Below are 24,902 nucleotides of genomic sequence, written 5' to 3'. Positions count from 1 at the left end.
CTCTGCTTTCATGAGGGCAAGCTTCCCATTTGTTAAACAAATGGTACTTAAATATTGGGAGGTATCCCAAACCCTCTTAATATACAGGAGGGGAATTATGGACAAATTTTTACTAAATATTGATGTAACAGGAGAGAAGTTAAGAAGTACAGTTTTTGTAATTAATCATGCAATTAGAGATATAAAAGGAAAATTATATTTAATAAATTATTCAAATTTAGATATTGAAGGATACTTTGATATAAAAGAGAAAAGTAAGGAGTTTGTAGAGAATACTAAAAAAATTAGGGAGCACATGTGCTATGTAATTGATCCTGTTAAATCATTTAATTGGATTAAAAGTCAAATACAAGCTTATACAAGTACTGATACTGTAATGATTATAGGAGTAGAAAGTTTGATGCCCTATAAGGATACAAAAGCGGCTATTGAAGCTAATTATTTTGAGCTTAATAGTAAAATACATTTTCTTGAGGAAGAAAATTGGAGTGTTTTAAGTCATGAGTTAGATACAATCTTTTATATATTTCAGGAAACTGTAAATGGAATATATGTGAATCTATTTGCAAATGAACTTTCGAGAGATAAAGTTATAGAGTATCTTGAGGATTCAAATAATATGTCAATAATTTCTTGTGAATCTCCGAGTAAGAACGTAAAATACGAAATTTTGCAAAGAGAGACTATTGAAAAGTTATCAACATTATCATTAAAGGATTCTATTGAGTTATTAAACAATTCTGAAGAGGAACTAGGGAAAACTACATACAACTATTTATCAGCAATATCATATTATAGACATGGAGAAATAACTAAAAGCATATTACTTCTTGAAGAAGTCTACAATGAACTTCTCAATGAAGGAAAAGTTATACTAATCGACTTATATACAATAGTTGAAAAAAAAGATAGGGCAAAAAAAATTATTGATGAATTATATCACACGGACAAATATCTTAAAGGATTATATCCTGCTATATTAAGATGTTATCCTAAAGCCGAGAAAGAACATGATTATTGGTTAGATATTGCTATAAAGTATGATCCGGAAAATCTAACTGTTAAAGAGTTATTAGCCAACCGATATGTTAAAGCAGAAAGATATTTAGACGCAGCAGCAATATTTAGAGAAATGTCCAATGATATGAACTCAACTTATTATGAACTAGTTGCAAGAATGAATGAAGTTTTGGATGGAAAGTACAAGAAACCTGATGATTACATATTTGATTTAGTAAAAGAGTTTCCAGTGCTAAGAAATGAGGCTGTTTATCGCTTGGCAAAATATTATATTGATAAGAAAAATTCGCCCTTTAATGCATATAAAATATTGAAAAGAGCCGACTATGTAACTAATACTAAAAGAATAGATGAAATAATTGAGTTGAAGATTGAAATCTTAAGTGATGATGTCTTGGCATCGAGAGCTTTGGGAAAGATAAAACCATTTTATAAGGATAATGATAGACAAATATTAATAGAAGTTCGTTCTAAAGAGCTTGTTGATATTATTGAATCATTAGCGGTATATAGGAACAGCTATTTATCATGGAGAGAATATATTGAGAAAAGTCAGAATGAAAAAGCTTGGAAATTAGGTCTTTATAAAGTCTTACTTATTAAAATAGATATGTTCTCGAAAAAAAAACTTGAGGAGTTGGTTCAGAAATCATTTATTAAAAATGTTGAGTCGGAAGGAAGTATTGAGACCAGTGAGAAATTAGAAGAAAATCCAGAAAAAGCGACAATTAATACTATTATTTTGTTAAGAAGAATCAGAACTGGAGATTTTGATTATAAGGTTTTTGAGGACTTTGGTGAATTAGTAAAAACAGTATTAACATTACCTGAAGTTTTCGACGATAATTATTTTAGAATTATTACTAGATATTATCTGTCCATAATTGCAACATTACATGGATTTCACCAAGATGCCAATAATTTGGCTTTGAGTATATTTGATTATATTGACAACATTCAAGATGAACTTAAACCTAAAGCACTTATGTTTGGTCTACTAGCATGGGGGAATTCTCAATATAGATTGGGCAGAGTGACAGAGGGAATTGCTTGTATTTTAGCATCAATCAAGTATGTTTTTGATTCAAATGAAATTTACCCTTTCTTAGAAGATGGTTTGAATCTTATTGCAAAATTTTTAATAGATGAGATTGGAAGTGTTGCGTTAAGTGATAGAGATAAATTTGATGAATTTAATGAAATAATTAAGGCGTATAGTTTAACTTTTTCAAGAAGTTGGAATATACTTATTGGTAATACAATTGAAGAAATTAATGTTTTACAGAAAAATGTTAAAGATATTGATCAAAAAGATGTAACATGGGCTGGTGATATGGTCAATTTAATCTCTTTGATTGCAAATAATAAGGAGTTCGATGAAGCTGAAAAATTAATACATAAGCATTATAAAGATGTATTTAGATTACTGGAAAGTAGAATTGATTTGAGATTCAAAGCTTTGTATAATTGGGCACAAATTTTATTTGTAGGAGCAAAATCACTAAATGATTATTTTGTGATAGTGGAAATATTAGAGCTAGCAGATAAAGATATTATTGTAAAACGAAAAGTTTTTCATAAAGAGGAGCGAGTGGGTGTTTCGTATGAAACAATAGAGGTTTATAGATTCACACTGCAAATATATAGTCTAATAATTAGTTTTGAATCTATGACAGGGCCTATAAGACAATTATTAGAACAAAAGATAGAGGCAATAATGGTGAAAATTTCTCCACGCTCAACTATTGAGCAGAAAAAATACTATAAAGATGGTCTATTTACTGAAGAATGTTTACATTTAGAAAGTAGATATAAGATAGTAGTAGAAGAGTATCGCAACTTATTTTCGCAAAATAGTAGTGATCTAGAGTTGCTTTCAAATAAGGCAAAAGAAGCAGAAGATATAAAAAGTAAGTTGATAGAAATTCATCCTCATTATAAATCTTTAGAAGATTACAATGGATTTAGATTTGAAACAGTACAAAACAAACTTAAAGAAGGTGAAGTTTTTTATCAATATGTGATAATGGATGTATGTATTTTAACAATTACAATTTCAAGAGACATCGTAAAATTAAACACTAAATTGGTTGCAAATACTAATGATGAAATCAGAAATCTTGTATTTGAATTTAGCAATGCGATGCAAAAACCAATGTTAGATATATCTGAAGTCAATGAAAGTATAGTAAAAAATATTTCAGAATTAATTGCCGAAGATTTATTTAATTATGTTCATAACTACGAAACGAAATCAATCTATTGTATGCCTGATACAAAAATTGGAATGTTTCCAATAACTATATCAGAACGTAATGGTTATTGTTTAATTGAATTAGTAAATTCCATAGTCAATGTTATTGATTATTCATTTTTATATACTAGAGAGAATAAAGCAAGTAGAATTATTAATAGGATATTTGGAAATGCTAATGATTCTGAACTAAAGAAAATAGAACGTTGGATTGATAATAGAAGAAGTGAAAACTTTTTAAAACTAGATAACAAAAATGATGATTTATTTGAACTAAAAAAGTCAATAGCAGGAGTTGATGAGGTAGATATACTTGCATTATATTCTCATGGTGTTCCTTACACAAATGGAGGGATGTTAGATGGTGCTCACGGTATTCAAGGAATGAGAAGTATATTAATGATGCAAGATATTCTGAGGCAAGTAAATAATGTAGAATGTCTTTTTCTAGTAAGCTGCCGTGGTGGAACTCCCTATTATGAGAATGTTGAAATAAGCTCTGGAACATGGAGTGCGATATTTGAAAGATTTAATGGAAGCATTATAATATGTAAGTGGGATGTACCTACAGATTCAACAATAGAGTTAATAGATATTTTAATAAATCAAATTGAAAATAAAGATATCTCTATTTCTGAAGCACTTTTAATATCTCAAAGAGAAATGAAAAAGAAATATCCAAATCAAGCGTTTTGGGGTGGAGTAGAAATTTGGGAAAACTAATATTAGATTAACTAAGGAGTGATTGTTATTCGAAAAAGTAAATTTATAGGATTTAGAGTAACTCAACGTGAATTTCAAGAGATTGATAACAAAGCAAAAAAAGCAAAACTAAACATCAGCCAATACGTATCCTTGTCCGCACTGGACAAGGATATTTTAATGTTCGACGATATGAAAGAGATGAATCGACAGCTTTCTAAAATTGGTAATAATCTAAATCAATTAACCATGTTAGCACATCAAGGAAAAATCAAGGAGGTGAACCTGTCAAAGGTAAGTGAAGATACATCAGGTATGTTGGAAGAATTATGTGAATATTTGAAAGGAAAGAGGTGAGGTTATGAGTTATCATATTTATCGTTATGGTGATGGTTGCTTATGGATGGAGGACATGGCTAAAGCGGTTGATCACTTTAAGAATTTGCCAATGGATCACCAATATTCAGCCATTGGTATTAGTGAAGGTGGATATGCTGTTGATGTGATTATTAAAGGTGAGTATGCCGGTAAGGGTGAACTACTTTGTTCAAGAGATATCAAGCAGTCAGTATTATTCCAAGAATATCCTGAGAAGACTATTGAGACCTTGAAGGCATTATATGAAGCTGTTGGTGTCAAAGCGGAGCATGCTACAGAAATAATTGATGAACTGACAAGAATGGCTGAAGAGCTAGATGATCTAGAAGAGATGTGATGAAATGGCAGTCATCGAATTTATTAATGGAAAGAATGATTCATTATCAGCTTTAAAAAGAGTTCTTGAATATATCAATAATAGTGCTAAGACTGAAGAACTTTTAAAAGGTAGTCATAACTGTAATATTCAAAAATCGTATAATGACATGTACATGAGTAAGCGAGTTCAGAATAAGGTGAAAGGCAGACAATATGTTCATTTCACACAAAGTTTTGCTCCTTACGACAAAGTAACACCGGAACTAGTGAAGAAAATTGCAGACGAATTGGTACAACACCAATCTTTTAATGGGTATCAAGTGGCATACGCTGTTCATACGGACAGAGATCACTTGCATACCCATTTTGTCGTTAATACGGTCCATATGGAAAGCGGCAAGAAGTGGCGGCAAAGTCGTGAAGAATTGCAAGCTTTTAAAGATTATTCTGATGACCTTTGTAGAAAGTATGGATTGATTATCACCAAAGGGAAAAAAGGTAATCACGTCAACAGAGGCGAATATCGAACAAAAGACAAAGGCATGAGTTGGAAGTATGAATTATTCCTTGCAGTAAAGCATTGTAAATGGTCTTCAATGAGTAAAGATGACTTCATTAGCAACATGAATAAGTTAGGTTACTCAGTCAATTGGAAGGATGAACGAAAATACATCACCTTCAGTAATAAAGAAGGTAATAAATGTAGGAATAGAAAATTATATCCACCAGAGCATTTTACCAAAGAAGCACTATTAAATGCCTTTGAGAAAAATGCACAGTTTGCAAAAGAAAGGACTCAAGAAAACACTATTGAAATGTTGCTATCAAGTATTAAGCTATTACAGTCACAGGATCATTCATCAAATGCTAAACATTACCCACTATCAATATTAGAAGGGAACGGGCTTAAGGACAAAATAGCAGAAATCAAGAAAGGTAAAGGTTTGGATTGGGACAAAGATAATGGGATGGACATGTAGAAAGTGAGGTATTAAATGACAAAGAAAAAGTTAGATGAAATTGTTAAACAAATTAGGCAGCTTGGCTATGACTGTAGACCCGCAAGTGAAGAAGGGCAGTATTGTCATGTTTTTAAAGGTGAAGAGCAGTTGTGTATCCTCTTTGATAATGGTGGTATCAACACTAATGCCCATTCAGATATTTTTAATACGGCTAGAAGAACCAAAGAGTATCTGGGTAACTTTGAAAATGCTAGTAAATTAAAAGCTTTTGGGTTAAAAGCAGGGTATAGAAAGTTATTAGAGTTCAATGATTATGTATTGGCTATGCGAGAGATGGAAAGCATTAATGAATATGAGTTTGTCACTTGGCAATATTCACCAAATAAACAAGTTGTTAACTACGGTCACTATTTCAGTGATTATGAAGCTGCAAAAGAAGATTTTTCAGAAAGAGCAGGTTTAACTGATCGATACAAGAAATTTACAGAGTCACAGCTAAAAGTGATTCATTCTAGTTTAGTTAGCTTTGTTGGACTCAGTGAAATCATTGATTATCAAGCAGAAAAAGCCATTGGAACTGTTCTTGAGAAGATAGGAGATATCATTCCAGAAATTAAGCAGCATGAAATACTTGAGGATGAAGGTATGGCACCTGAAGATGGATTGGAGATGTAAGATGAAATACAAACGTATAAAGCTGCTGATGTCAGTTTTAATATTCCTTGTGGGGTTGTGGCTAAATATTCATTTTTCCACAACCCTACATTTTGCTTTAATAGGTAAGTTTGAGGTGCTTAGATGGATTGGATTTGATGAATGTATTAGAAGTATGAAGGTAAATGAATCACACTGGCACTTATTTATGTGTTTACAAGGATTTGTACTACTAAGTGCTATTTATTATTATATTGCAAATCATAAACCATATCAATCCAATTTAATGCAGATAACACCTGACATATCTACACCGGTATCAGCAGGACAAAAGCAATTTGGTTCTGCAAGATGGATGACTGACCAAGAAAAAGAAAAAGAGTTTAGATGTTATGAAATGGACAAAAGTGGAGAAACACAGATACCTTCTGGTGGCATTGTTCTTGGTAAAAAGAATAAAGGTTTATCAGAACATATTTACTATGTAGATGATGACACTCATGTCTTATGTATTGGAGCAACCAGATCAGGGAAAACGAGAAGTATTGTGCTTCAAACAATTGGTACATTAGCACTGGCAGAAGAAAGTATGATTATCAGTGATCCCAAGGGCGAGTTGTATAACTACACTTATCCATTTTTGGAGAAGAAGGGTTATGAAATCATATGTTTGGACTTTAAGAATCCGCTAAAAAGTGATCGGTATAATTTTCTACAGCCTGTTATTGATGCCATCGATAAAAATGATATTCCAATGGCAATTGATGCAACCTGGGATTTAACGGCATCCTTAGTTCCAGAAGATAATCATAATGAAAAGATATGGGTAAACGGTGAAGCAAGTATTATTGCCGCAGCCATAATATCTGTTGTCTATGATAATAGAAATGGTAATGATAGAAGATTCCAGAATCTTAGTAATGTGTATTTCTTCATTAGTGAAATGTGCAAGACAGTGAATAATTCAATGCCACTGATTAAGTACATGAAAAATATGCCTACAAGTCATCCTGCAAAGGCATTATTATCTATCAGTGAAGTAGCTCCTTCTAAAACTAGAGGGAGTTTTTATACGTCAGCATTAACAACTCTAAGGCTATTCACTAACCCACTGATTCATCAAATGACCAATATCAGTGATTTAAGGTTAGAAGATTTTGGGGACAAGAAACAGGTGATCTACATGATTCTTCCTGATGAAAAGTCTACCTATTATAGTTTAGCAAGTTTATTTGTTAATCAATGCTATATGCAATTAGTAAAGAATGCAGATAGTCGTGGTGGACGATTAAAGCGCCGTATTAATTTTTGCTTAGATGAGTTCGGTAACTTCGTTAAGATACCTGATTTCTCCAATAAACTAACCGTAGGTGGTGGTCGGGGAATTAGGTTCAATCTTTTTTTACAAAGCTTTATGCAGTTAGATGAAAAGTATGGAAAAGAAGCAGCAGGTACCATTAAATCTAACTGCGAAACATGGATATACCTTCAGGCAGATGATCTAAGCACTCTTGAAGAAATATCTAAGAAACTTGGTAACTATACTGTTTCTACATATTCATTAACATCGTCTCATGGAAAACACACTACTCCTTCTAGTTCCCACAGTATTAATTTAACCCATAGAGCTCTACTATCAGTTGATGAAATCAGGTTGATTAGTAGGCCATATAGTTTAATCACATCAAGAAATAATCCAGCCATTATGGAAGCACCGGATTTATCTAAATGGTATTTTAATAAACTATTCGGGTTAGGTGACAAAGAACATAACCGAAAGGTAAGGGAAGAAAGGGAGAAAAAAAGAGAAGCAAGGAGGTCAGCAAACGAAATCGATACATGGAATATTTGGGATTATTATTCCAATTCAGGAAACAGTCATGTCACATATGAAAAATTCACGAAGGGAGATATTTAAAATGAAAAATTATCTGAAGAAACTAGGGCAATGGATGAAAAAAACATCCCTTGTCTTTTATATTTTATTACTAACTTCAACCACTGCATATGCAGGAGAGGTTGGAGATAGTAAATTGGCAACTGGGACAGAAGAGCTGATTAATGACCTAACTATTTGGTTAATGATATTAGCACCAATCGTTGGAATTGTACTAATTATTTACTTCTTTATTCGACGATCCGCCGCAGATGAGATGGATCAGAAGAAGTGGAATAATCGTGTAACAACTGCCATTATTTCAGTAATTGGAGCCGTTCTAACCGCAGCAACGTTGAACCTTATTATTGGGTACTACTCATAATTTTAATGATAGAAATTATGAGCAACTATATAACAAAATTTAATTTATGGAGGAAACAAAAATGAAGAAATTAACAAAATTAGTACAAATGAAACTAGTCAATTTAGCAGTCAAAACTAAGGTGATCCTTAGTGACAAAAGCGGGGAAGGCTTTGTTGATTCCGCCGGTGCGTCCGTAAGAGCATAATTTAGTGTGAGACTAATATAATTATGTTCGTGGACTTATAGAAAATCTGTCTTTGGCAAGACAGTAACTTAAATATCAATGGGTTATCATAGGTCAACTTATCTGAAAGGGAAACCGGACAGGGAGTGTAGCATGTTGACAAAGCCTTAAGTCAATCCAACTATCAGGGTTGCGAGTGAAAGGTTATGAAATGTTAAGTATGAGGATAAAGGCTTGAATGCTTGAAGAATAGTCCAAGGGGTCATAGTCGAGTCATAAACGAAAGATAGTTGTAACGTTTATTGGAATAGGAGCTGCATAGACTGCCGGTGTAGATGTCCGTGATATTTATTCCAACCAACTACAATAAGTAGTAAAGGGCAAAAGTTCTATCCGACAACTTAACAAGCTTGTTTTTATAAGTCTTAACGGAGATTACCTAAGTTAGAATGCCAATAGGCTATGCGCAATGCCAATTATTTGTTAATGGGTGATAAATTTCAAGGCGAAAGCTAAGAAAGATGGCGCTGAATATCTAATATGGTAACGGAGCCTCCATAGTAGTCCGAGATTGGGAAAGCCAATTACATGGCGAAGGGAGGCAGTTCGTCTCTTAATACAAAAAAAGGAAAGGTGCGTGAGGCATTGAGAAATCCAGTGGATGTATTAAACAGTTTACAGTCAAAAGCATGTAGCGAAAATTATTACTACCAACGATTGTATAGAAATCTATATAACCCAGAGTTTTACCTTTTAGCATATAGTCAGATTTATGCTAAAGAAGGAAATATGACAATGGGTACAGATAACAAAACAATTGATGGTATGGGCATGGAACGAATTAATGAATTGATTGAAAGTCTTAGAAATCACAGTTATCAACCCAAGCCAGCTAGACGTGTTTATATTGAAAAGAAAAACGGTAAGAAAAGACCGTTAGGAATACCTTCTTTTGATGATAAGCTTGTACAAGCAGTTATCAAAATGATTCTTGAAAGTATTTATGAACAGACTTTTTCAAACCTATCACATGGTTTTAGACCAGGTAGAAGCTGTCATACAGCTCTGCAACAAATTCAGGGAAGTTTCACAGGAAGCAAATGGTTTATTGAAGGAGATATAAAAGGATTTTTTGATAATATCAATCATGAAGTACTCATTACTATTTTGCGAAAACGAATTAAAGATGAGTATTTTATAGCTCTGATGTGGAAGTTTCTAAAAGCAGGATACTTGGAGAATTGGACATACCATAAAACTTATTCGGGAACCCCACAGGGCTCATTGATTAGTCCAATTTTATCTAATGTATATTTGAATGAATTGGATAAGTATATGGAAGAATACATTGAGAATTATCAAGCAGGTAAAAGGCGTACTAGAAGTGAAGAATATAGGCATTGGGAATATAAACTCAAGTATCTAAGATATAAGAAATACCCAGTGACTAAACCTGAAAAATGGAATGGATTAACTGATGATGAAAAAAGCGGAGTGGTAAAAGACATCAAGGCTATTAGGTCTAAAATGATGGAATTACCCTATGGAGAAGCTCAAGACGAAGGTTATAGGAGATTAGCTTATACAAGATATGCTGATGATTGGGTATGCGGAGTGATTGGAAATAAAGAAGATGCTATCGCTATAAAAGAAGACATAAAATGCTTCTTAAGTGAAAAACTGAAACTTGAACTATCTGAAGAAAAAACATTGATAACTAATGCAAAGAACAAGGCTAGATTTTTAGGTTTTGATATCTTTACATCGAATAGTGTCAATCATTCTAAAGATAAAAATGGTCATACTCGCAGAACCCAACATATGAAAATCAAGCTATATGTTCCTAGGGAATGTTGGCAGAAAAAGCTAATGGACCATAAAGCCTTAAAAATCAATTACCATAAAGGTGAAGGATATCAAGAAGTTTTTGAGCCGATTCATAGAACCTATCTGATTAGCAATGATGACCTTGAAATTATCATGCAATACAATTCAGAGATTCGTGGAATTTATAATTATTATCGGATTGCTGATAATGTAAGCGTTCTTGGACACTTTAACTATGTTATGAAATTCAGCATGTATAAGACCTTTGGTGCAAAATACAAACTTCATATTTCACAAGTCCGCAAGAAGTTTGGTTTTAAAGATTTTGGAGTTCAGTATTACACTAAAACAGGTCCGAAAATATGTTATTTCTACAATGAAGGATTCAAGAAAGATGCTAAGATTATCAAAAGTCCAAATGTAGATTCGATACCATATACTTATAGTAACAGTAATCCTGCGAGCTTGGTTAAAAGGCTTAAAGCAAATGAATGTGAATGGTGTGGTAAGGATAATACAACCATAGAAATCCATCATGTCAGAAGGCTTAAAGACCTTAAAGGTAAAGCTAGATGGGAACGGTTAATGATAGGTAGAAAAAGAAAAACATTGGCACTTTGCCCAGAGTGTCATGATAAGTTACATGCAGGAAAACTAGATTAAATTGATAGACGAATGGAGAGCCACATACATTGAGAGGTGTACGTGTGGTTCGGAGGGGAGTTTTTGGAAACCTGTCGTAGAAATACGATAAGGCGCTGGATTCTTACCCTACTGAAGATTTTAATTTCAGTTGTAATTGGCGCACTTTTACTAGCTGGACTCTACTCATTATTCGGTGATCTGATCTTACCAACTTTGGAAGAACGTATTTCTGACATGTTTGATTTTGCCGGCTAATCAAAGTCTGAAACTAGCCTGTGACACTAATGTCGCAGGCTAGTTTTTTTAGGAAGGAGGCAAAGTAATTGGAGTTTGTCATAATGCTTTTAATATCAGCAATCCTAACGGGTTGTATGTTATATGTGAATACTATGTTAGAGGGTATTGTACCAATTGCACTTCATGCAGAAGACTATATGGATACACTACTTGGAACAAATGGAGTCAGTGGAATCTTTGATATCTTTTTTGCCTTTGGTGTTTCATTGATTATATTGAAGTTTTTAAAGAAAGGCTTTGAGCGATACATTCTATGGACAGAAGGCGATGCAGATACAGAACCTATTATTTTATTAACAGGATTCTTTAAGGCACTTGCTGTATCCATCTGTTTTCCAACACTTTACGACTGGTTAGCTGAGATCGTAGCCGATATGAGTAGTCAGGTGATTACGATTATATCTGATGATATGGCTACTGATTTTACAGCTATTATCACTGGGATTTCAACAGCGGGGATTTTCACAGGAATCTTATCATTGATTTTCTTTATCTGTTTCTTTATGTTATACATTCAGTTCCTAACAAGAGGACTTGAAATATTGATTCTAAGGGTTGGAGTACCACTTGCTTGTGTAGGGCTTATGGATAATGATAACGGTATATTTAGGACATATATTCAGAAGTTTTTTCAAAGTACATTGGCTGTTATGGTTCAGATCATACTTGCAAAGCTCGGAATAGCCTTGATGTTAAATATGCATGTATTCTGGGGATTAGCAGCACTCTTATTAGCACTTAGAACACCTAAGTTCTTACAGGAATTCATTATTGTATCAGGTGGACAAGGTGGTGGCGGCATGATGAATAAAGTTTACTCAACAGCTAGAATTTATCAAATGGGTAAATCAGTGATTACGAAATAAGGAGGAATTAAGATGGATATCGTAGATGAAATGGCACTCGCTTTTATTGTACTTATTCGTTCAGGTTCAGTCCTTCGTATTATATACTGTTTTATCACAATGGCAGGAGATGAGGAACAGGCGGTCACTTATAAGAAGCGAATAAAAAATACAATTATGTTCTATATAATGGCTGAGTCTGTTTATATTATTAGAGATTTAGCCATGCATTATTACAGTTAAGGACGGTGAACAGATGGAAATAGGTATGAGGCAAACATTATATATTCCGCAAGGATTGAAGACGAGAGTAGAAATCTTTGATGGATTTGGAAAAGAAGAATTAGTTAAAACAATATTAGTAACATTAGTAGCAGGTGGCATTGATGCCCTGCTATTTTTAATATTTAGGAATGTTGTGACCAGTGTGGTCTTTATGTTGATTGCTATATCAGGTAGCGTCATGATGCTGACAAAAGATAAAACTAATATTTCAGTGGTGGATCAAGTGGGATTTATGATGAAATTTGCTAGGTCTCAGAAGGTATATAAATATAAGCATTTAGAAGAATGGAAGTGAGGAAATGGATGATCATAGATTGAAGTATAAAATGGCAGGAAGTCTTAAAGCAACTATAACTGGTAAATATATTTATACCTTGTTATGTGATTATGCAGGAGCTAAAGGACGAATACAAATCTCAATTGGAAAGATCAGCAAGTTATTAAACATAAGTCGAACAGCAGTCAGACGGAATTTGCATAGACTTGAAGAAAGTGGTTATATCATGATTCATACTAAAAGTGATGATGATGGTACAAGAAAAGCCAATGTATATGAATTAATTTAGAAGGGGTGATTGTGTGAATAAGAAACAATTGGTTGTAGATCGAATGCAGGATGAACTAGATAATGCACATCAAGGAATTGTTGAACCCATAGCAGGTGAATCCTATATGACGGTTCAATTTGTCTATCAGATGTTAAAAAACAGCTTTGAGAAGACATTTATTCCGGAACATATTTTAGATATCTTTGTGACACAAGATTTTCCGCTAAGTAAGTTTTATGATTACTTTCATGATAATGATTTATTCAAGAGTGATGTGAATTGGGATACCATAAGTCGAGATTATGCGATTTATAGAGAATGTGAACATGTAGAAGAAAGACTGCATGAAAAGGTACAGGCAGAGTATAAGGAGTTCATGAAAAAGGTTGTTGATTTAGTCCCTTATAAAATGGGACCATTGTTAACAGAAATAGCAATAAAGATGCAAGTGTTTAGTATATTTAGGTATCAGGATTGTTATAATATGGAAGATATGAAGTTACTTCAGGAAGTGGATGATTTGTTGGATAAAACATTTAGCAAGCATGATGGTTCTGTGATTAAAGGTGATGATGAACATGTTTTATGGGCTAAGGCTATGGAATGTTTGGGGAAGGTGGTTGAGGATGAAAGAGGAATTAATGTTGTTGAGGACGATACCCTGGAAGCATAGAGTTGTTTTGATTGTAATGGGTGCAATAAGTATACTATTATATTTATTTGGATTTATAAATTTTATTACTGGATTGAAATACCCAACATTCTTTGCTCTTTTGTTGTTTGCTTCATACTTTGATTTGAAATGTCGAATGATTCCTGATTGGATTCACATTTTGCTAATTATCATTGGTTTAATAAACTTTGATGTAACGAAATCTGTGTTGGGATTTTTGATATCACCATTACCATTTCTAATTATGGCATTAGTTAGTACTGGCAGTATTGGTGGTGGTGATATCAAGTTAGTTGGTTCAAGTGGTTTTGTATTAGGCTATGGGAGCACAATTGCAGCTTCAATGATTAGTATTATAGTTGCAGTTTGTTTCTATAGTCTGTATTATTTAAGTTATAAAAAGGTTAAGAGTATGGCATTTCCGTTTGCGCCATTTTTTCAAGTGGGATGTATGATAGCTATGTTTTTTGGAGGTACTTAATGGCTAAGAAAAAAAGATATAAAGGACACTACTGCAAGATTTGTAGTGAGATTAAAGCGAATGAAAAGTTTAGTGGAAAAGGACATATAAATCACATATGTAAAGAGTGTTCGAGCTTATCAGTAGAGAAAAGAAGTGAACTTGTAAGAATGCGTAAGATTATGAATATTGAGTGTAGTGGATTTTATTTGTCTAAGAAAGATAGAGATAATTTAAAGAAGTACAATAAGAATAAGAAGTACTCTGAAGAAGTTCGAGAATATGCTTCAAGAGTATTAGATGAAGCTCAAGAACGTTATGAAGAGATGCAAGAAGCAATGCGTGCTGATGAAGAATTCTATGAAGAAGATTTATTGGATGAGGATTTTTCAGAAGAGGATATATATTTAGAGTGATGGCCTTTATAGTGATGATTTATATTCTGAAATAAAGGAGCAAAGCAATGATAATTTATGATTGAAATAGAGAAAAAATTAGGAGGCTAGAATGAGAATCCTTGAATGGAACGTAAATTGTGCAATTGGTAGCAAACATGGGAGGCAGTGTCTAAAATCGCTTTTTAATTTTAATAAAGATCCTGAGTACGATATTTTAATATTAACAGAATTTTATAGACTTGAAGATTACTTTGAATTCGAAAAAAATGTTAGGGCTTGGGGGTATGAACCTTTTATAACAGTGGAACAGAATAATCGCAATGATGTGTTTATTGCAGTATTAAAAGAACACAAACCGAAATTAAAAAGTGGAGAATTATATAGAAGTGATTTACCAGATTTTTTAGTGGTATCTTTTGAAACTGCTGATAAAGAATTTATAGTTATTGGCATCCGTTTATTTGGTGGTTATAATCTCATGAAGAGCCAATTTGAAAAATTTTTACCTCTCGCAAATGAATTTAAAAATGTAATAATTGCTGGGGATTTTAATAATGGTAAAATTCATGGGGAAGAAAAAATTTATAAAAAAGAGGAAATAGATGTCTTGTACAAACCCTATCTCCAGTTTGAATATAATTATCACCGGCTCAAATTGTGGTTTTATGAAAATGAATTTTCGATGATTACACCAGATCACGGTGTATCATATCCCTATAAACCACCATATAAAGGTGGAAGCAGAATTGACCATTTTTCCATAAAAAATATTAAAATAGATGATGTTCTATATTTAGAAACAAAATTGAGCGATCATAATCAATTAGTAGGTAAACTAATAATAGATTGAAATTTATATTGATTGCTATATGACCCTAGAAATCGGATTGTGAAAGCGGCATTCCAGGCCTTTTTTACATGGTAGTTCTTATTAACATCAAGGGTGAAACTTATTATTGAAATAAATGAGTATGTGAAGATGAGGTAAAAGTAAAGAAATGTAGAAGAAGGTAAAGATAGATAGAATGTGATTCTGAATTTGCCTTCTTTTATTATGCGATATAATTATTTTGTTTCAAAACATTTTTTTTGGTATAATTGTATTATTCTATTATAAGTTTTGAAACGGGGATATATCTAAAATTAGAAAACTAACCACGAATATGATTAGGATCTTAGATAACTACCTATACATAAAACTTTGATGTTGTTTATACACATGTTGGTATGCTTTATAGGGAGAGTGAGATATGAATCTTGAAGATATTTTAAGCTTTAATGCACCATATAATAAAAGAAATCTAGATAAGTTAATTGAACAAATAAAAATCGGCAGTGTTGTGCCATATGCTGGAGCTGGAATGTCTATTCTTTTTGACGGGATATATCCGTCATGGAATGGTTTTTTAGAATCTACATTTGATATGTTTATTACTGAGGATAAAAAAAGTGTATTTGATACCCTTGATTTTGAAGAGAAGGCAGAGTTCTTATATGATAAGATTGGGAAAATCAGTTTTGCTGATCATCTTCTAGAGACTTTTGCGGAAAAATATATTAGAAAAAATGTATCGGAGTTTGTTACTAAACCAGTATATTTGTTACCGATTATATTTAATAAAGGACTAATAATGACAACGAATTATGATAAAGTCATTGAAAGAGTTTACAATATACATGATGAAATATTTTCAGTCGCCCATCCTGGACATTATGAAGTATTTAATCGTTCTCTTCGTGATCAGTCACTTTTAGTTTATAAAATACATGGTGATATATCAGAACCTCAAACATCAATTATTCTAAGTAAGGAACAATACGACAAAGCATATTCTAATGAGATGCTAATTCAAACATTAAAACAAGCCTTTCTTAGTAAAGAGATGTTATTTTTAGGGTGTAGTTTGACTAAAGATAAGCCAATCGAGTTTTTATGTAGTATTTCTTCTGAAGGTATGAGAAACTTCGCAATTATTTCATGTGAAAATGAAAATAAACAGGCCAAACGATTGCAACTAGAAAATGAATTTTTCACGCAAGCAATTTTATATCCTGAGGGTAAACATGAAGCATTGAAAATTCTTTTAGATCATATTGCAAGACTAGTCAATCCTGCAGGGTATTTTAAAGTGTTTAATAGTGAATCTGGAACTGAGGTGGAGATAGAAAAAATTTCGTTAAGTAAGGAATGGTTTATAAATCAAAACAATATTCAGATCAGAAATTTAGGGGATAGATATTTACCAGAATTAAATATTAGACTCGAATTAAGTAACGTATTTGATGGCTTGAATAGAAGCGCATCATTCTTCGAGCGATTGAGTAAAAAAACAGATGAATTTTTAATAAAATTAAAGAAACTAGATATTGATAAAATTAGCGGATTTGTTGATAGTATTTGTGACATTGTATCTTGTTTCAGTTTGGATCAAAGTCAGGTTTTTGTTGATTTTGAGATTATTCAAAAATGTGAAGAAATTGAATCAATTTTAAATGCTCAGATAGAGGATCTATATAAGGAATTGGATTATACCATTGATGTAAACAAAAGAAGTACACTTCAAAATAACATATATGAATTTAACCAAGCATATAACTGCTTAGATGAATATATTACTTATATAAATTCAGAAGAAATTACCGTATTGAATAACCCTTTTGTCCTTTTATATGGTGAAGGTGGTATAGGAAAATCGCATATAATAGCAGACACAGTTAGAAATAGAGAAGAGGAAGGCAGAGAATCATTGCTTTTTTTAGGGCAAGTATTTAGAGAGGATAGCAGCCCATTGTCAATAATGCTAAGAGAGTTAGAAGTGGAGCATAGCTCTGATGATTTTTTTGATATATTAAATCAAAGGGCAAAAAAAAACCAAAGTCGTATTGTAATATTTATAGATGCATTGAATGAGGGGAATGGCAAGGCAGTTTGGAAAGAGTATTTAGGTGGGATTGTAGAGAAAATAAAAAAATATGATTGGTTAGGATTAGTTGTTTCTGTTCGAGAAGAATATATGGATAATATTTTTTCAGACAATCAACAGTTATATGATATGTTTGTTAATGTGAAGCATCAAGGATTTTCGACAATTGAATATAAGGCTATCAAAAAGTATTTTGAATACTATAATGTCCAATTCAATGATATTCCATTTGCTGAACAAGAATTTAGAAATCCTTTATTTCTAAGACTTTTATGTGAAGGATTTAGGGATGATTATATAAAATTATCAGAAATTAGTATTATGGATGTCTATAAAAAATATCTTGATGCTATTAATAGAAAAATATCAGAGACTTGCGGTTATAGTAGGCATTTTAATATTGTGGAAAAAGTAATTAATGAGATGGTTAAATTTAAACTTACTTCTGGTAGGGCTAACAATCTAATATCTTTAGAGTGTGCTTATGATATTACGATTGAGATTGAGAGAAGGTATAATATTCACAAATCGTTGTTTGATGAACTTCTTTCAAATGGAGTATTAACTCAAAACAGAAGATATGATAATTTGGATTATGTGTATATAACATATGAGAGGTTAGATGATTACCTATATGCACATTTACTAGTTGATGATTTAGAAGTTATTGGAGTTACTGACTTTCAAGAAAAATATCAAAATATTGTGAATTATGAAGGGCTACTTGAAGCATTAGCAATTGTGATGTCAGAAAGAACAGAACTTGAAATTTTTGAAGTATTTGAAGGTACCAAAAGAAACATCATTAAAGGTTTTTGTGATTCGCTTAAGTGGAGAAAGAATAGTAGAATAAATGAAAAGACAATGAAATATATTAATGATATTGTTTTAAGATACCAATATGGATTTGAGAGCATAATGGAGATTTTGCTTTTAATATCTACTAAGGTTGGTCATGATTTGAATGCTGACAAAACAGTTGATTTTGTTCTGAATCATCCTATGCCAGAACGGGATGCAAGATTTATACCGTTATACGATAAATTGTATTATGAAGAAGGCTCGTCTTTAAATAGATTAATTGATTGGTGCTACTTAAATAGTGCTGGAAATAATCCTTTAGATGAAACAATTAGGCTGACATCAGAAGTAATGGCTCTATTTTTAATATCTTCTAATAGGGAATTAAGGGATAAAACAACCAAAGGATTAATAAATGTTCTAATTGGGAGAATAAATGTATTAATTAAGGTTATTGAAAAATTTAAAGACGTTGATGATCCATATATTTTAGAAAGGCTTTTTGCTGTAGCATATGGGTGCATCATTGCGGAAAAAGATGAAACTCAAATAATAGCTTTAGCTCAATTTACCTACGATAATATATTTAGTAATGGAAATGTTTATCCCAATATGTTATTGAGAGATTATGCAAAAAGTATTGTTGAATATGCTATATATAAAGTTCCTGATATTATTATATCTAAAACAGATATAATGCCACCTTATAATTCTAAAATGCCTATAATACCTACTGATGACGATATAAAGAAATATAAGTATGATTATGAGAAACCGGATTTTAAAGATTATTATTGGAGCCAAAATTCAATATTGAGTTCTATGAAGGTTGAGTATGGTAGAGATGGATCATCAGGGGGATATGGTGATTTTGGTCGATATACATTTCAACGTTACTTTTCACATTGGGAAGGTTTGGACTATCATGACTTAAAAAATATTGCGATTAAGAAGATCTTTGATTTAGGATATGATGTGGAAAAGCATGGTGAATATGATCGTAGGATAAATTCAAGAAGATTTCATAGTGGAAAAGTAGAGCGAATTGGAAAAAAATATCAGTGGATTGCATTTTATGAATTAGCTGCACGAGTTGCAGATAACTATAAGATGAAATATCATATAGATTGTTATGGAGGAACAGAAGATATATTTTGCAAAGGAGCCTATGAACCATCATTAAGAAATATTGATCCGACTATTGTATCATACAATTATGTGATTAAAGAAAGGATTTTGCATAATAGACTATACAAGGTTCCTGAAATAAATAGTAATGAGTGGTTGTCAGAGTTTAATGATTTACCTAGTATTGAAATGATGTTAGACATAAAATATGATAATAGACAATTTGCGTTGTTAAATGGATCGTATAGCTGGAGTGAGGATAAGAAATTAGGAGAAGAAAAATATCAAAACCCACATAAAGATATGTGGGTTCAGCTAAATGCATATATTATTAAAAATGCTGATTATGAAAAGACTATTGAAAGTTTGAAAGATAAAGACTTTATGGGGAGATGGCTCCCGGAACCAAATGACAATGGATATCTTTTTAATAAAGAATATTATTGGTCTGAGGCTTTTGAATTCTATTGTTCACCTTATTACTGTGGAGAAGAGTGGGTTGTTTTTGATGACAGAGGGGAGTTGGGATTATACGATATATTTGTGTTGTTGCCAACTAGCAGGTATTATACAGAAAGGGATGGAGATACAATAGATAATGCTGGTTCTTTGTATTGGTACAAACCTTGTTTGGAGTTGGTTAATGAATTGAACATGAAATATGGAAGGGAAAATTCAGTTCTTTTCGGAGAAGATGAAAAAGTATCATGTTTTGATAGTGCGGAGTTATTGAATGAGGATATTGGATTTTTTATAGATAAGGAGGAAATGAGGTCATTTCTTGAATCAAAAGGCTATAAGGTATTTTGGACTTTGTTAGCTGAAAAAAGAATTCTTGGGGATAAACATCATCGAGGAACAGAACGGTATAGACAACCACATGTTTCAGGAGTGATTACACTGGATGACAATAGTAAATATCAAGTGTCTATGACGAAATTTGAAGATTAGCGGCTACTTTTTTAAGTATTCACAGTTAAAAACCACTGTCAAGAAACCGTCTTTTTATACCTAAACCTATTCATGTGGGGAGTGGCATCAATATTACAGACTCCTATAATTTAAAGTTTGATTTCTAGTTAGAAAGATCGTTTTACTCTGTAAATTTATTGTTAACAGAATGTCAAAATGTAATTTGTAATCATCGTTATTTAGCTCTCTTATTAGACAATGAATTTATGAAAAGATGAAGTGAAGATAGAATGAAAATTGTAACATCATAAGAAAACATGGTTAGTAATGAAGTCTTCAATCTTTGAAGGCTTTTTATTATACCCAAAATTTAAGGAGGAATCAAAATGAAAAACATCTTTAGAAACAGAACCATCATAGGTATCACATGCATTGTAGTGGCCTTAGCCATATGCTTTGGCTTAACTCCAATGTACAATACTGCAATCACAGCAAAGACTGAAATGGTCAGAGTAAGCCAAGACATTCTAAAAGGAGAGGTAATAACAAAGGACATGCTACAAGTGGTCGAAATAGGTGAATACAACCTACCAGACAACATCATTCGAGACAAAGAAAACATTATAGGAAAATATGCAAACAGTGATATTTACAAAGGGGACTATCTTATGGCAGACAAGCTATCAGATAGTCCTCTTGTTAATTATGCGTATCTGTATGATTTTGATGGAAGTGAAAGAGCTATTTCAGTCACCATTAAAACTTTTGCAGCGGGTTTATCAGGAAAACTTGAACCAGGTGATATTGTTACCATTATGGTATCTGACTTTGGTGAAAGAAAAGAAACCATAACCCCTATTGAGCTTCAGTATGTTCAGGTATTAGCAGTCACAGCGTCTTCGGGACTTGATACAGAAGAGTATGTGGCACCAGAAGAGAGTAATTACGCAGAAGATGAAAAAGAACTACCATCAACGATTACTCTAAAGGTATCAGCAGACCAAGCGAAACTACTTGCAGATCTAGAGATTAAAGGGAAGATTCACGCTGTTTTTGTTTATAGGGGAAGTGAAGAAAATTGTAATGAATTCTTAGAGGAGCAAAAAGTGGTCTTAGAAGAGATTAGGCTTCAAAAAGAGGAAGAAGAACGTTTAGCTGAAGATGAAAAATTACGTTTAAAAGACCTGCTTAATCAAGAGGAAAATACTGAAGATTTGGATGAAACAAATGCTGAAGGTGAAGTTCCTATGGATGATATTCCTGTAGATAATGAAGGTGGTGAAATAGATGCAACTGAATAAAGTCATTGCTGTTTGGGGTAATCCAAACAGCGGGAAAACAGCTTTAAGTATTAAATTAGCATTGGAATTGACGAAGCAAAAGAAGAACGTGATATTAATCCACTGTGACCACGAGACACCGGTTATTAGTACTGTGTTGCCTTTTGTAACCACTAAAGATCAATCATTAGGTGCATTGTTATCTGCCATGCAGATTACACAAGAAAGTATCTTAAAAGCCTGTATTCCAGTCAGTGGTAATCGTAATCTAACAGTCCTGAGTTACCTTCATGGTGAAAATGATAGAACCTATGCCAAGTACAGTAAGGAAAGAATCGTTGATCTATTCATCTTAATTAAACATCTTGCAGATCATATTATTATTGATTGTAGTAGTCATATTGGTGAAGACTTATTTTCAAGAGCAGCCTTAGAATTATCTGATCAAGTGATTCGTTTAACAAGTCCTGATTTAAAGGCAATTAGCTTCTTTGATGCCTGTTTACCACTCCTTGGAGAACGTAAATATAAAGTAGGTAATCAACTTAAAGTACTGTCTAATGTTAAACCTGAAATGCCAAGGGATATGGTAGCCAATAAGTTTGGTGGTATCTATACAGAACTAAAGCATTCACCAGAGCTTGAACGACAATTCTATGAAGCCAGATTCTTTGAATCACTAATTGAAAAGAAAAGCAACCTATATGTCACAGAGGTCAGGAAATTAGTTGATTTATTCATTGATGAAGAAGACGAGAAACCTAAGAAGACTAAAAAAGTGAAAAAGATCAATGAAGATGTTGATTATAGACCAGTTAAAGAGAAGAAAAGTACGTTAGTTAGTCTATTTGGAAAGCGAGGTGAAGACAAATGAATTCAGGTTTGTTTGAATCTGCTCAAAACATACGAGACTTTGAAGATATTCTACATGAAGTTCAAGGATACATTTCAGGAAAGTATGCTCTATTGATTACTGATGATGCAGATAGACAAAAGGATCAGATTAAAGCATACATTACAAAGTACCTAATGGATTATTCTCTTGCAACTGAAGATATGAGCCATGATGACTTAGTTGAAGCCCTTTATTCTGAAATGGCGGAGTATTCATTTTTGACGAAGTATCTGTTTAGAAATGATATAGAAGAGATAAATATCAACGCATGGAATGATATTAAAGTGACCTATTCTAGCGGTGAGATTATACCTACAAAAGAGCATTTTAACACACCATCTCACGCCGTAGACGTTATGAGAAGACTGTTACATAAATCAGGGATGATTCTAGATAGTTCACAACCTATTGTCGTTGGTCATTTGTCAGAGAAGATAAGAATTACTGTACTAGGTCTTGGTGTCATTGATAATAGCGTTGGTGTTGCTGTATCCATTAGAATTGTAAATCCAAGAAAGCTTGTGAAAGAAGATTTTATCAAAAATAAAACAGCTGATGAAGAAATGTTAGACTTCCTTAGTTTAGCCCACAGATATGGTGAAAGTATGTGTCTGACAGGCGCTACATCCAGTGGAAAAACAACCTTAATGAGTTGGATATTATCTACTTTACCTGATAACAAAAGAATTTATACCATTGAAAACGGTACAAGAGAGTTTAATTTGGTAAAACGGAATGAAAAGGATGAAGTCATTAATAATGTCATCCATACAGTTACTAGACACAGTGATGATCCAAGGCAAAATATCACGATGGTTAAACTTCTAGAAACAGGACTAACTGTAAACCCAGATTATATCTGCGTGGCAGAGATGAAATCAGAAGAAGCTTTTTTTGCACAGGAAGCTGCCAGAACAGGTCATGGTGTAACAACGACAATTCATGCCAGTTCTTGTATATCAACTTATTACCGGATGGTAACCCTTTGTAAGCAACGCTATGATATGGCAGAAAGAACCCTATATAATTTGGTTACAGAAGCTTTTCCAATTGTAGCTTTTTGTAAACGGTTAGAGGATAACTCTAGACACATTATGGAAATTACGGAGTGTGTCATTGATGAAGATGGTAATAGAGATATCAGAACCTTATATAAGTTTAACGTGACCAATAATATTGAAATTGATGGTAAAGAGAAGATTATAGGTCATTATGAAAAGGTCTCTGAAATATCAGAATCCATGCAAAAACGACTTCTAGAAAATGGTATGCCAAAACATGTTCTGTATCGCTTCATACCATCAGAATGGAGAGACAAGGAGGGGAATCCAGTATGTATTCAGCTATCTATATAGCATTTATAGTAATGGTTATTGGGTTATGGTTAATAAATGGTATGACTCCTCTGATATTTTTAGAAGAGGCAGCAAAGACTTTTAGAAAGCCAGATCAAACGATTCAAGGGAAAGTCCAAGCGGTCACTTCTACAAAGAAAAAGAGTGGATTAAAGAAGCTGATGGATGAAACCAATATCATCTTAACAGCAACTGGAAAAGAGCACCGACTTACCATGATGATTATTTTATCATTGATCCTTATGGTAGTTGGTGCTTTTTTTGCGGTTACCATGGACAATCTGTTTTTACTTCCAGTTTTGGCTTGTGGGTTTGCCTTGATGCCCTTTTGGTATATAAAGTTTATTGCCATCAAGTGGAAAAAAGAACTAAATAGTGAACTTGAAACAGCACTATCTATTATTACCACATCGTATCTAAGAAGTGAAAGCATAATCACAGCCATTGATGAAAACCTTGATTATATTAATCCACCAGTATATGACGTTTTCAAAGCATTTTTAATGCAGACAAAACTGATTAATTCAAATATCAAGATAGCCTTGTCAGGATTAAAAGAAAAAGTAGATAGCCCAGTCTTTCATGAGTGGTTAAATGCAGTCATTGACTGTCAGGAAGATAAAAATCTGAAAAGTACTTTAACGCCAATTGTCAGTAAGCTGTCGGATATGAGAATCGTATCAGCAGAGCTTGATTACTTACTATTTGAACCAGTAAAAGAATTTATTTCGATGGCGGTTTTATTAGTGGGTAACATTCCTCTAATGTATTTTCTCAATAGAGATTGGTATGACACCTTGATGACCAATACACTGGGGAAAGTTGTATTGGCAATATGTGGAACTATTTTATTTGTGTCAATAGCAGGTGTAGTTAGGCTTAGTAAACCAATTGAGTATAGACGTTAGGAAGGA

The 24,902-nt window shown here is 32.8% G+C and carries 22 protein-coding genes and 1 pseudogene; all 23 read left to right on the top strand.

The genetic code is table 11. The features are described 5' to 3' along the window. Nucleotides 1-97 precede the first annotated feature (97 nt). The 23 genes and pseudogenes from PATL70BA_RS06675 (at nt 98) to PATL70BA_RS06575 (ending at nt 24,896) form a co-directional block, all read left to right on the top strand. Complete coding sequence (locus PATL70BA_RS06675; RefSeq protein ID WP_125136647.1) at nt 98-3,997, top strand: tetratricopeptide repeat protein; 3,900 nt, start codon at nt 98-100, stop codon at nt 3,995-3,997. A gap of 18 nt (nt 3,998-4,015) precedes the next feature. Then, nucleotides 4,016-4,333, top strand: a complete 318-nt coding sequence (locus tag PATL70BA_RS06670; protein ID WP_243115982.1) for a plasmid mobilization protein — start codon at nt 4,016-4,018, stop codon at nt 4,331-4,333. 4 nt (nt 4,334-4,337) lie between these two features. Then, nucleotides 4,338-4,691, top strand: coding sequence for a hypothetical protein (locus tag PATL70BA_RS06665; protein WP_125136646.1), 354 nt, complete (start codon nt 4,338-4,340; stop codon nt 4,689-4,691). Between the two features lie 4 nt (nt 4,692-4,695). Continuing rightward, on the top strand, nt 4,696-5,652 hold the full coding sequence (locus tag PATL70BA_RS06660; protein ID WP_125136645.1) for a relaxase/mobilization nuclease domain-containing protein: 957 nt from the start codon (nt 4,696-4,698) through the stop codon (nt 5,650-5,652). Between the two features lie 15 nt (nt 5,653-5,667). Further along, nucleotides 5,668-6,309, top strand: a complete 642-nt coding sequence (locus tag PATL70BA_RS06655) for a hypothetical protein (protein WP_125136644.1) — start codon at nt 5,668-5,670, stop codon at nt 6,307-6,309. Between the two features lies 1 nt (nt 6,310). Continuing rightward, nucleotides 6,311-8,206 carry a VirD4-like conjugal transfer protein, CD1115 family gene (locus tag PATL70BA_RS06650; protein WP_125136643.1) on the top strand — a complete coding sequence of 632 codons (1,896 nt, stop codon included), beginning with the start codon at nt 6,311-6,313 and terminating at the stop codon, nt 8,204-8,206. A 1-nt stretch (nt 8,207) separates the two neighbouring features. After that, entirely contained in the window at nt 8,208-8,549 is a 342-nt protein-coding gene (locus PATL70BA_RS06645) for an Mbov_0395 family pilin-like conjugal transfer protein (RefSeq protein WP_125136642.1), read from the top strand. Between the two features lie 61 nt (nt 8,550-8,610). Beyond that, nucleotides 8,611-8,736, top strand: a complete 126-nt coding sequence (locus tag PATL70BA_RS16740) for a hypothetical protein (RefSeq protein WP_279233241.1) — start codon at nt 8,611-8,613, stop codon at nt 8,734-8,736. Nucleotides 8,737-9,360: 624 nt separating this feature from the next. Continuing rightward, nucleotides 9,361-11,205 (top strand): reverse transcriptase domain-containing protein, encoded by a 1,845-nt coding sequence (locus PATL70BA_RS06640; RefSeq protein WP_125136641.1) that lies wholly within the window; start codon nt 9,361-9,363, stop codon nt 11,203-11,205. Between the two features lie 105 nt (nt 11,206-11,310). After that, nucleotides 11,311-11,442: pseudogene (locus PATL70BA_RS16240) on the top strand (DUF6133 family protein); the annotation flags it as partial. Nucleotides 11,443-11,510: 68 nt separating this feature from the next. After that, nucleotides 11,511-12,350: a conjugal transfer protein TrbL family protein gene (locus tag PATL70BA_RS06635; RefSeq protein ID WP_125136640.1), complete on the top strand. Its 840-nt coding sequence runs from the start codon at nt 11,511-11,513 to the stop codon at nt 12,348-12,350. A 12-nt stretch (nt 12,351-12,362) separates the two neighbouring features. After that, nucleotides 12,363-12,572 (top strand): mercury transporter, encoded by a 210-nt coding sequence (locus tag PATL70BA_RS06630; protein ID WP_125136639.1) that lies wholly within the window; start codon nt 12,363-12,365, stop codon nt 12,570-12,572. A 25-nt stretch (nt 12,573-12,597) separates the two neighbouring features. Beyond that, nucleotides 12,598-12,909: a hypothetical protein gene (locus tag PATL70BA_RS06625; RefSeq protein ID WP_243115981.1), complete on the top strand. Its 312-nt coding sequence runs from the start codon at nt 12,598-12,600 to the stop codon at nt 12,907-12,909. A gap of 4 nt (nt 12,910-12,913) precedes the next feature. Beyond that, nucleotides 12,914-13,180, top strand: coding sequence for a helix-turn-helix domain-containing protein (locus tag PATL70BA_RS06620; protein WP_125136637.1), 267 nt, complete (start codon nt 12,914-12,916; stop codon nt 13,178-13,180). A 13-nt stretch (nt 13,181-13,193) separates the two neighbouring features. Next, nucleotides 13,194-13,835 (top strand): hypothetical protein, encoded by a 642-nt coding sequence (locus PATL70BA_RS06615; protein WP_125136636.1) that lies wholly within the window; start codon nt 13,194-13,196, stop codon nt 13,833-13,835. After that, nucleotides 13,789-14,316 carry a prepilin peptidase gene (locus tag PATL70BA_RS06610; protein WP_172596141.1) on the top strand — a complete coding sequence of 176 codons (528 nt, stop codon included), beginning with the start codon at nt 13,789-13,791 and terminating at the stop codon, nt 14,314-14,316. The genes PATL70BA_RS06615 and PATL70BA_RS06610 overlap by 47 nt, the downstream gene beginning before the upstream one ends. Further along, nucleotides 14,316-14,711: a hypothetical protein gene (locus tag PATL70BA_RS06605; RefSeq protein WP_125136634.1), complete on the top strand. Its 396-nt coding sequence runs from the start codon at nt 14,316-14,318 to the stop codon at nt 14,709-14,711. Before PATL70BA_RS06610 ends, PATL70BA_RS06605 begins: the two co-directional genes overlap by 1 nt. 91 nt (nt 14,712-14,802) lie before the next feature. Beyond that, nucleotides 14,803-15,543 carry an exonuclease/endonuclease/phosphatase family protein gene (locus tag PATL70BA_RS06600; RefSeq protein WP_125136633.1) on the top strand — a complete coding sequence of 247 codons (741 nt, stop codon included), beginning with the start codon at nt 14,803-14,805 and terminating at the stop codon, nt 15,541-15,543. A 400-nt stretch (nt 15,544-15,943) separates the two neighbouring features. Continuing rightward, a complete protein-coding gene (locus PATL70BA_RS06595) occupies nt 15,944-20,497 on the top strand; it encodes an SIR2 family protein (RefSeq protein ID WP_125136632.1) in 4,554 nt (1,517 codons plus the stop codon). Between the two features lie 347 nt (nt 20,498-20,844). After that, the gene (gene cpaB / locus PATL70BA_RS06590) at nt 20,845-21,759 is read left to right on the top strand and encodes a Flp pilus assembly protein CpaB (RefSeq protein ID WP_125136631.1); all 915 of its coding nucleotides are present in this window, start codon (nt 20,845-20,847) and stop codon (nt 21,757-21,759) included. After that, nucleotides 21,746-22,612, top strand: coding sequence for an AAA family ATPase (locus PATL70BA_RS06585; RefSeq protein ID WP_125136630.1), 867 nt, complete (start codon nt 21,746-21,748; stop codon nt 22,610-22,612). Before cpaB ends, PATL70BA_RS06585 begins: the two co-directional genes overlap by 14 nt. Beyond that, nucleotides 22,609-23,988, top strand: a complete 1,380-nt coding sequence (locus PATL70BA_RS06580; protein WP_125136629.1) for a CpaF/VirB11 family protein — start codon at nt 22,609-22,611, stop codon at nt 23,986-23,988. The genes PATL70BA_RS06585 and PATL70BA_RS06580 overlap by 4 nt, the downstream gene beginning before the upstream one ends. Next, nucleotides 23,967-24,896 (top strand): hypothetical protein, encoded by a 930-nt coding sequence (locus PATL70BA_RS06575; RefSeq protein ID WP_125136628.1) that lies wholly within the window; start codon nt 23,967-23,969, stop codon nt 24,894-24,896. Before PATL70BA_RS06580 ends, PATL70BA_RS06575 begins: the two co-directional genes overlap by 22 nt. Nucleotides 24,897-24,902 lie beyond the last annotated feature (6 nt).

It is taken from the genome of Petrocella atlantisensis, assembly GCF_900538275.1.
GTDB classification, from domain to species: domain Bacteria; phylum Bacillota; class Clostridia; order Lachnospirales; family Vallitaleaceae; genus Petrocella; species Petrocella atlantisensis.
This window is presented reverse-complemented; position numbering and strand designations above follow the sequence as displayed.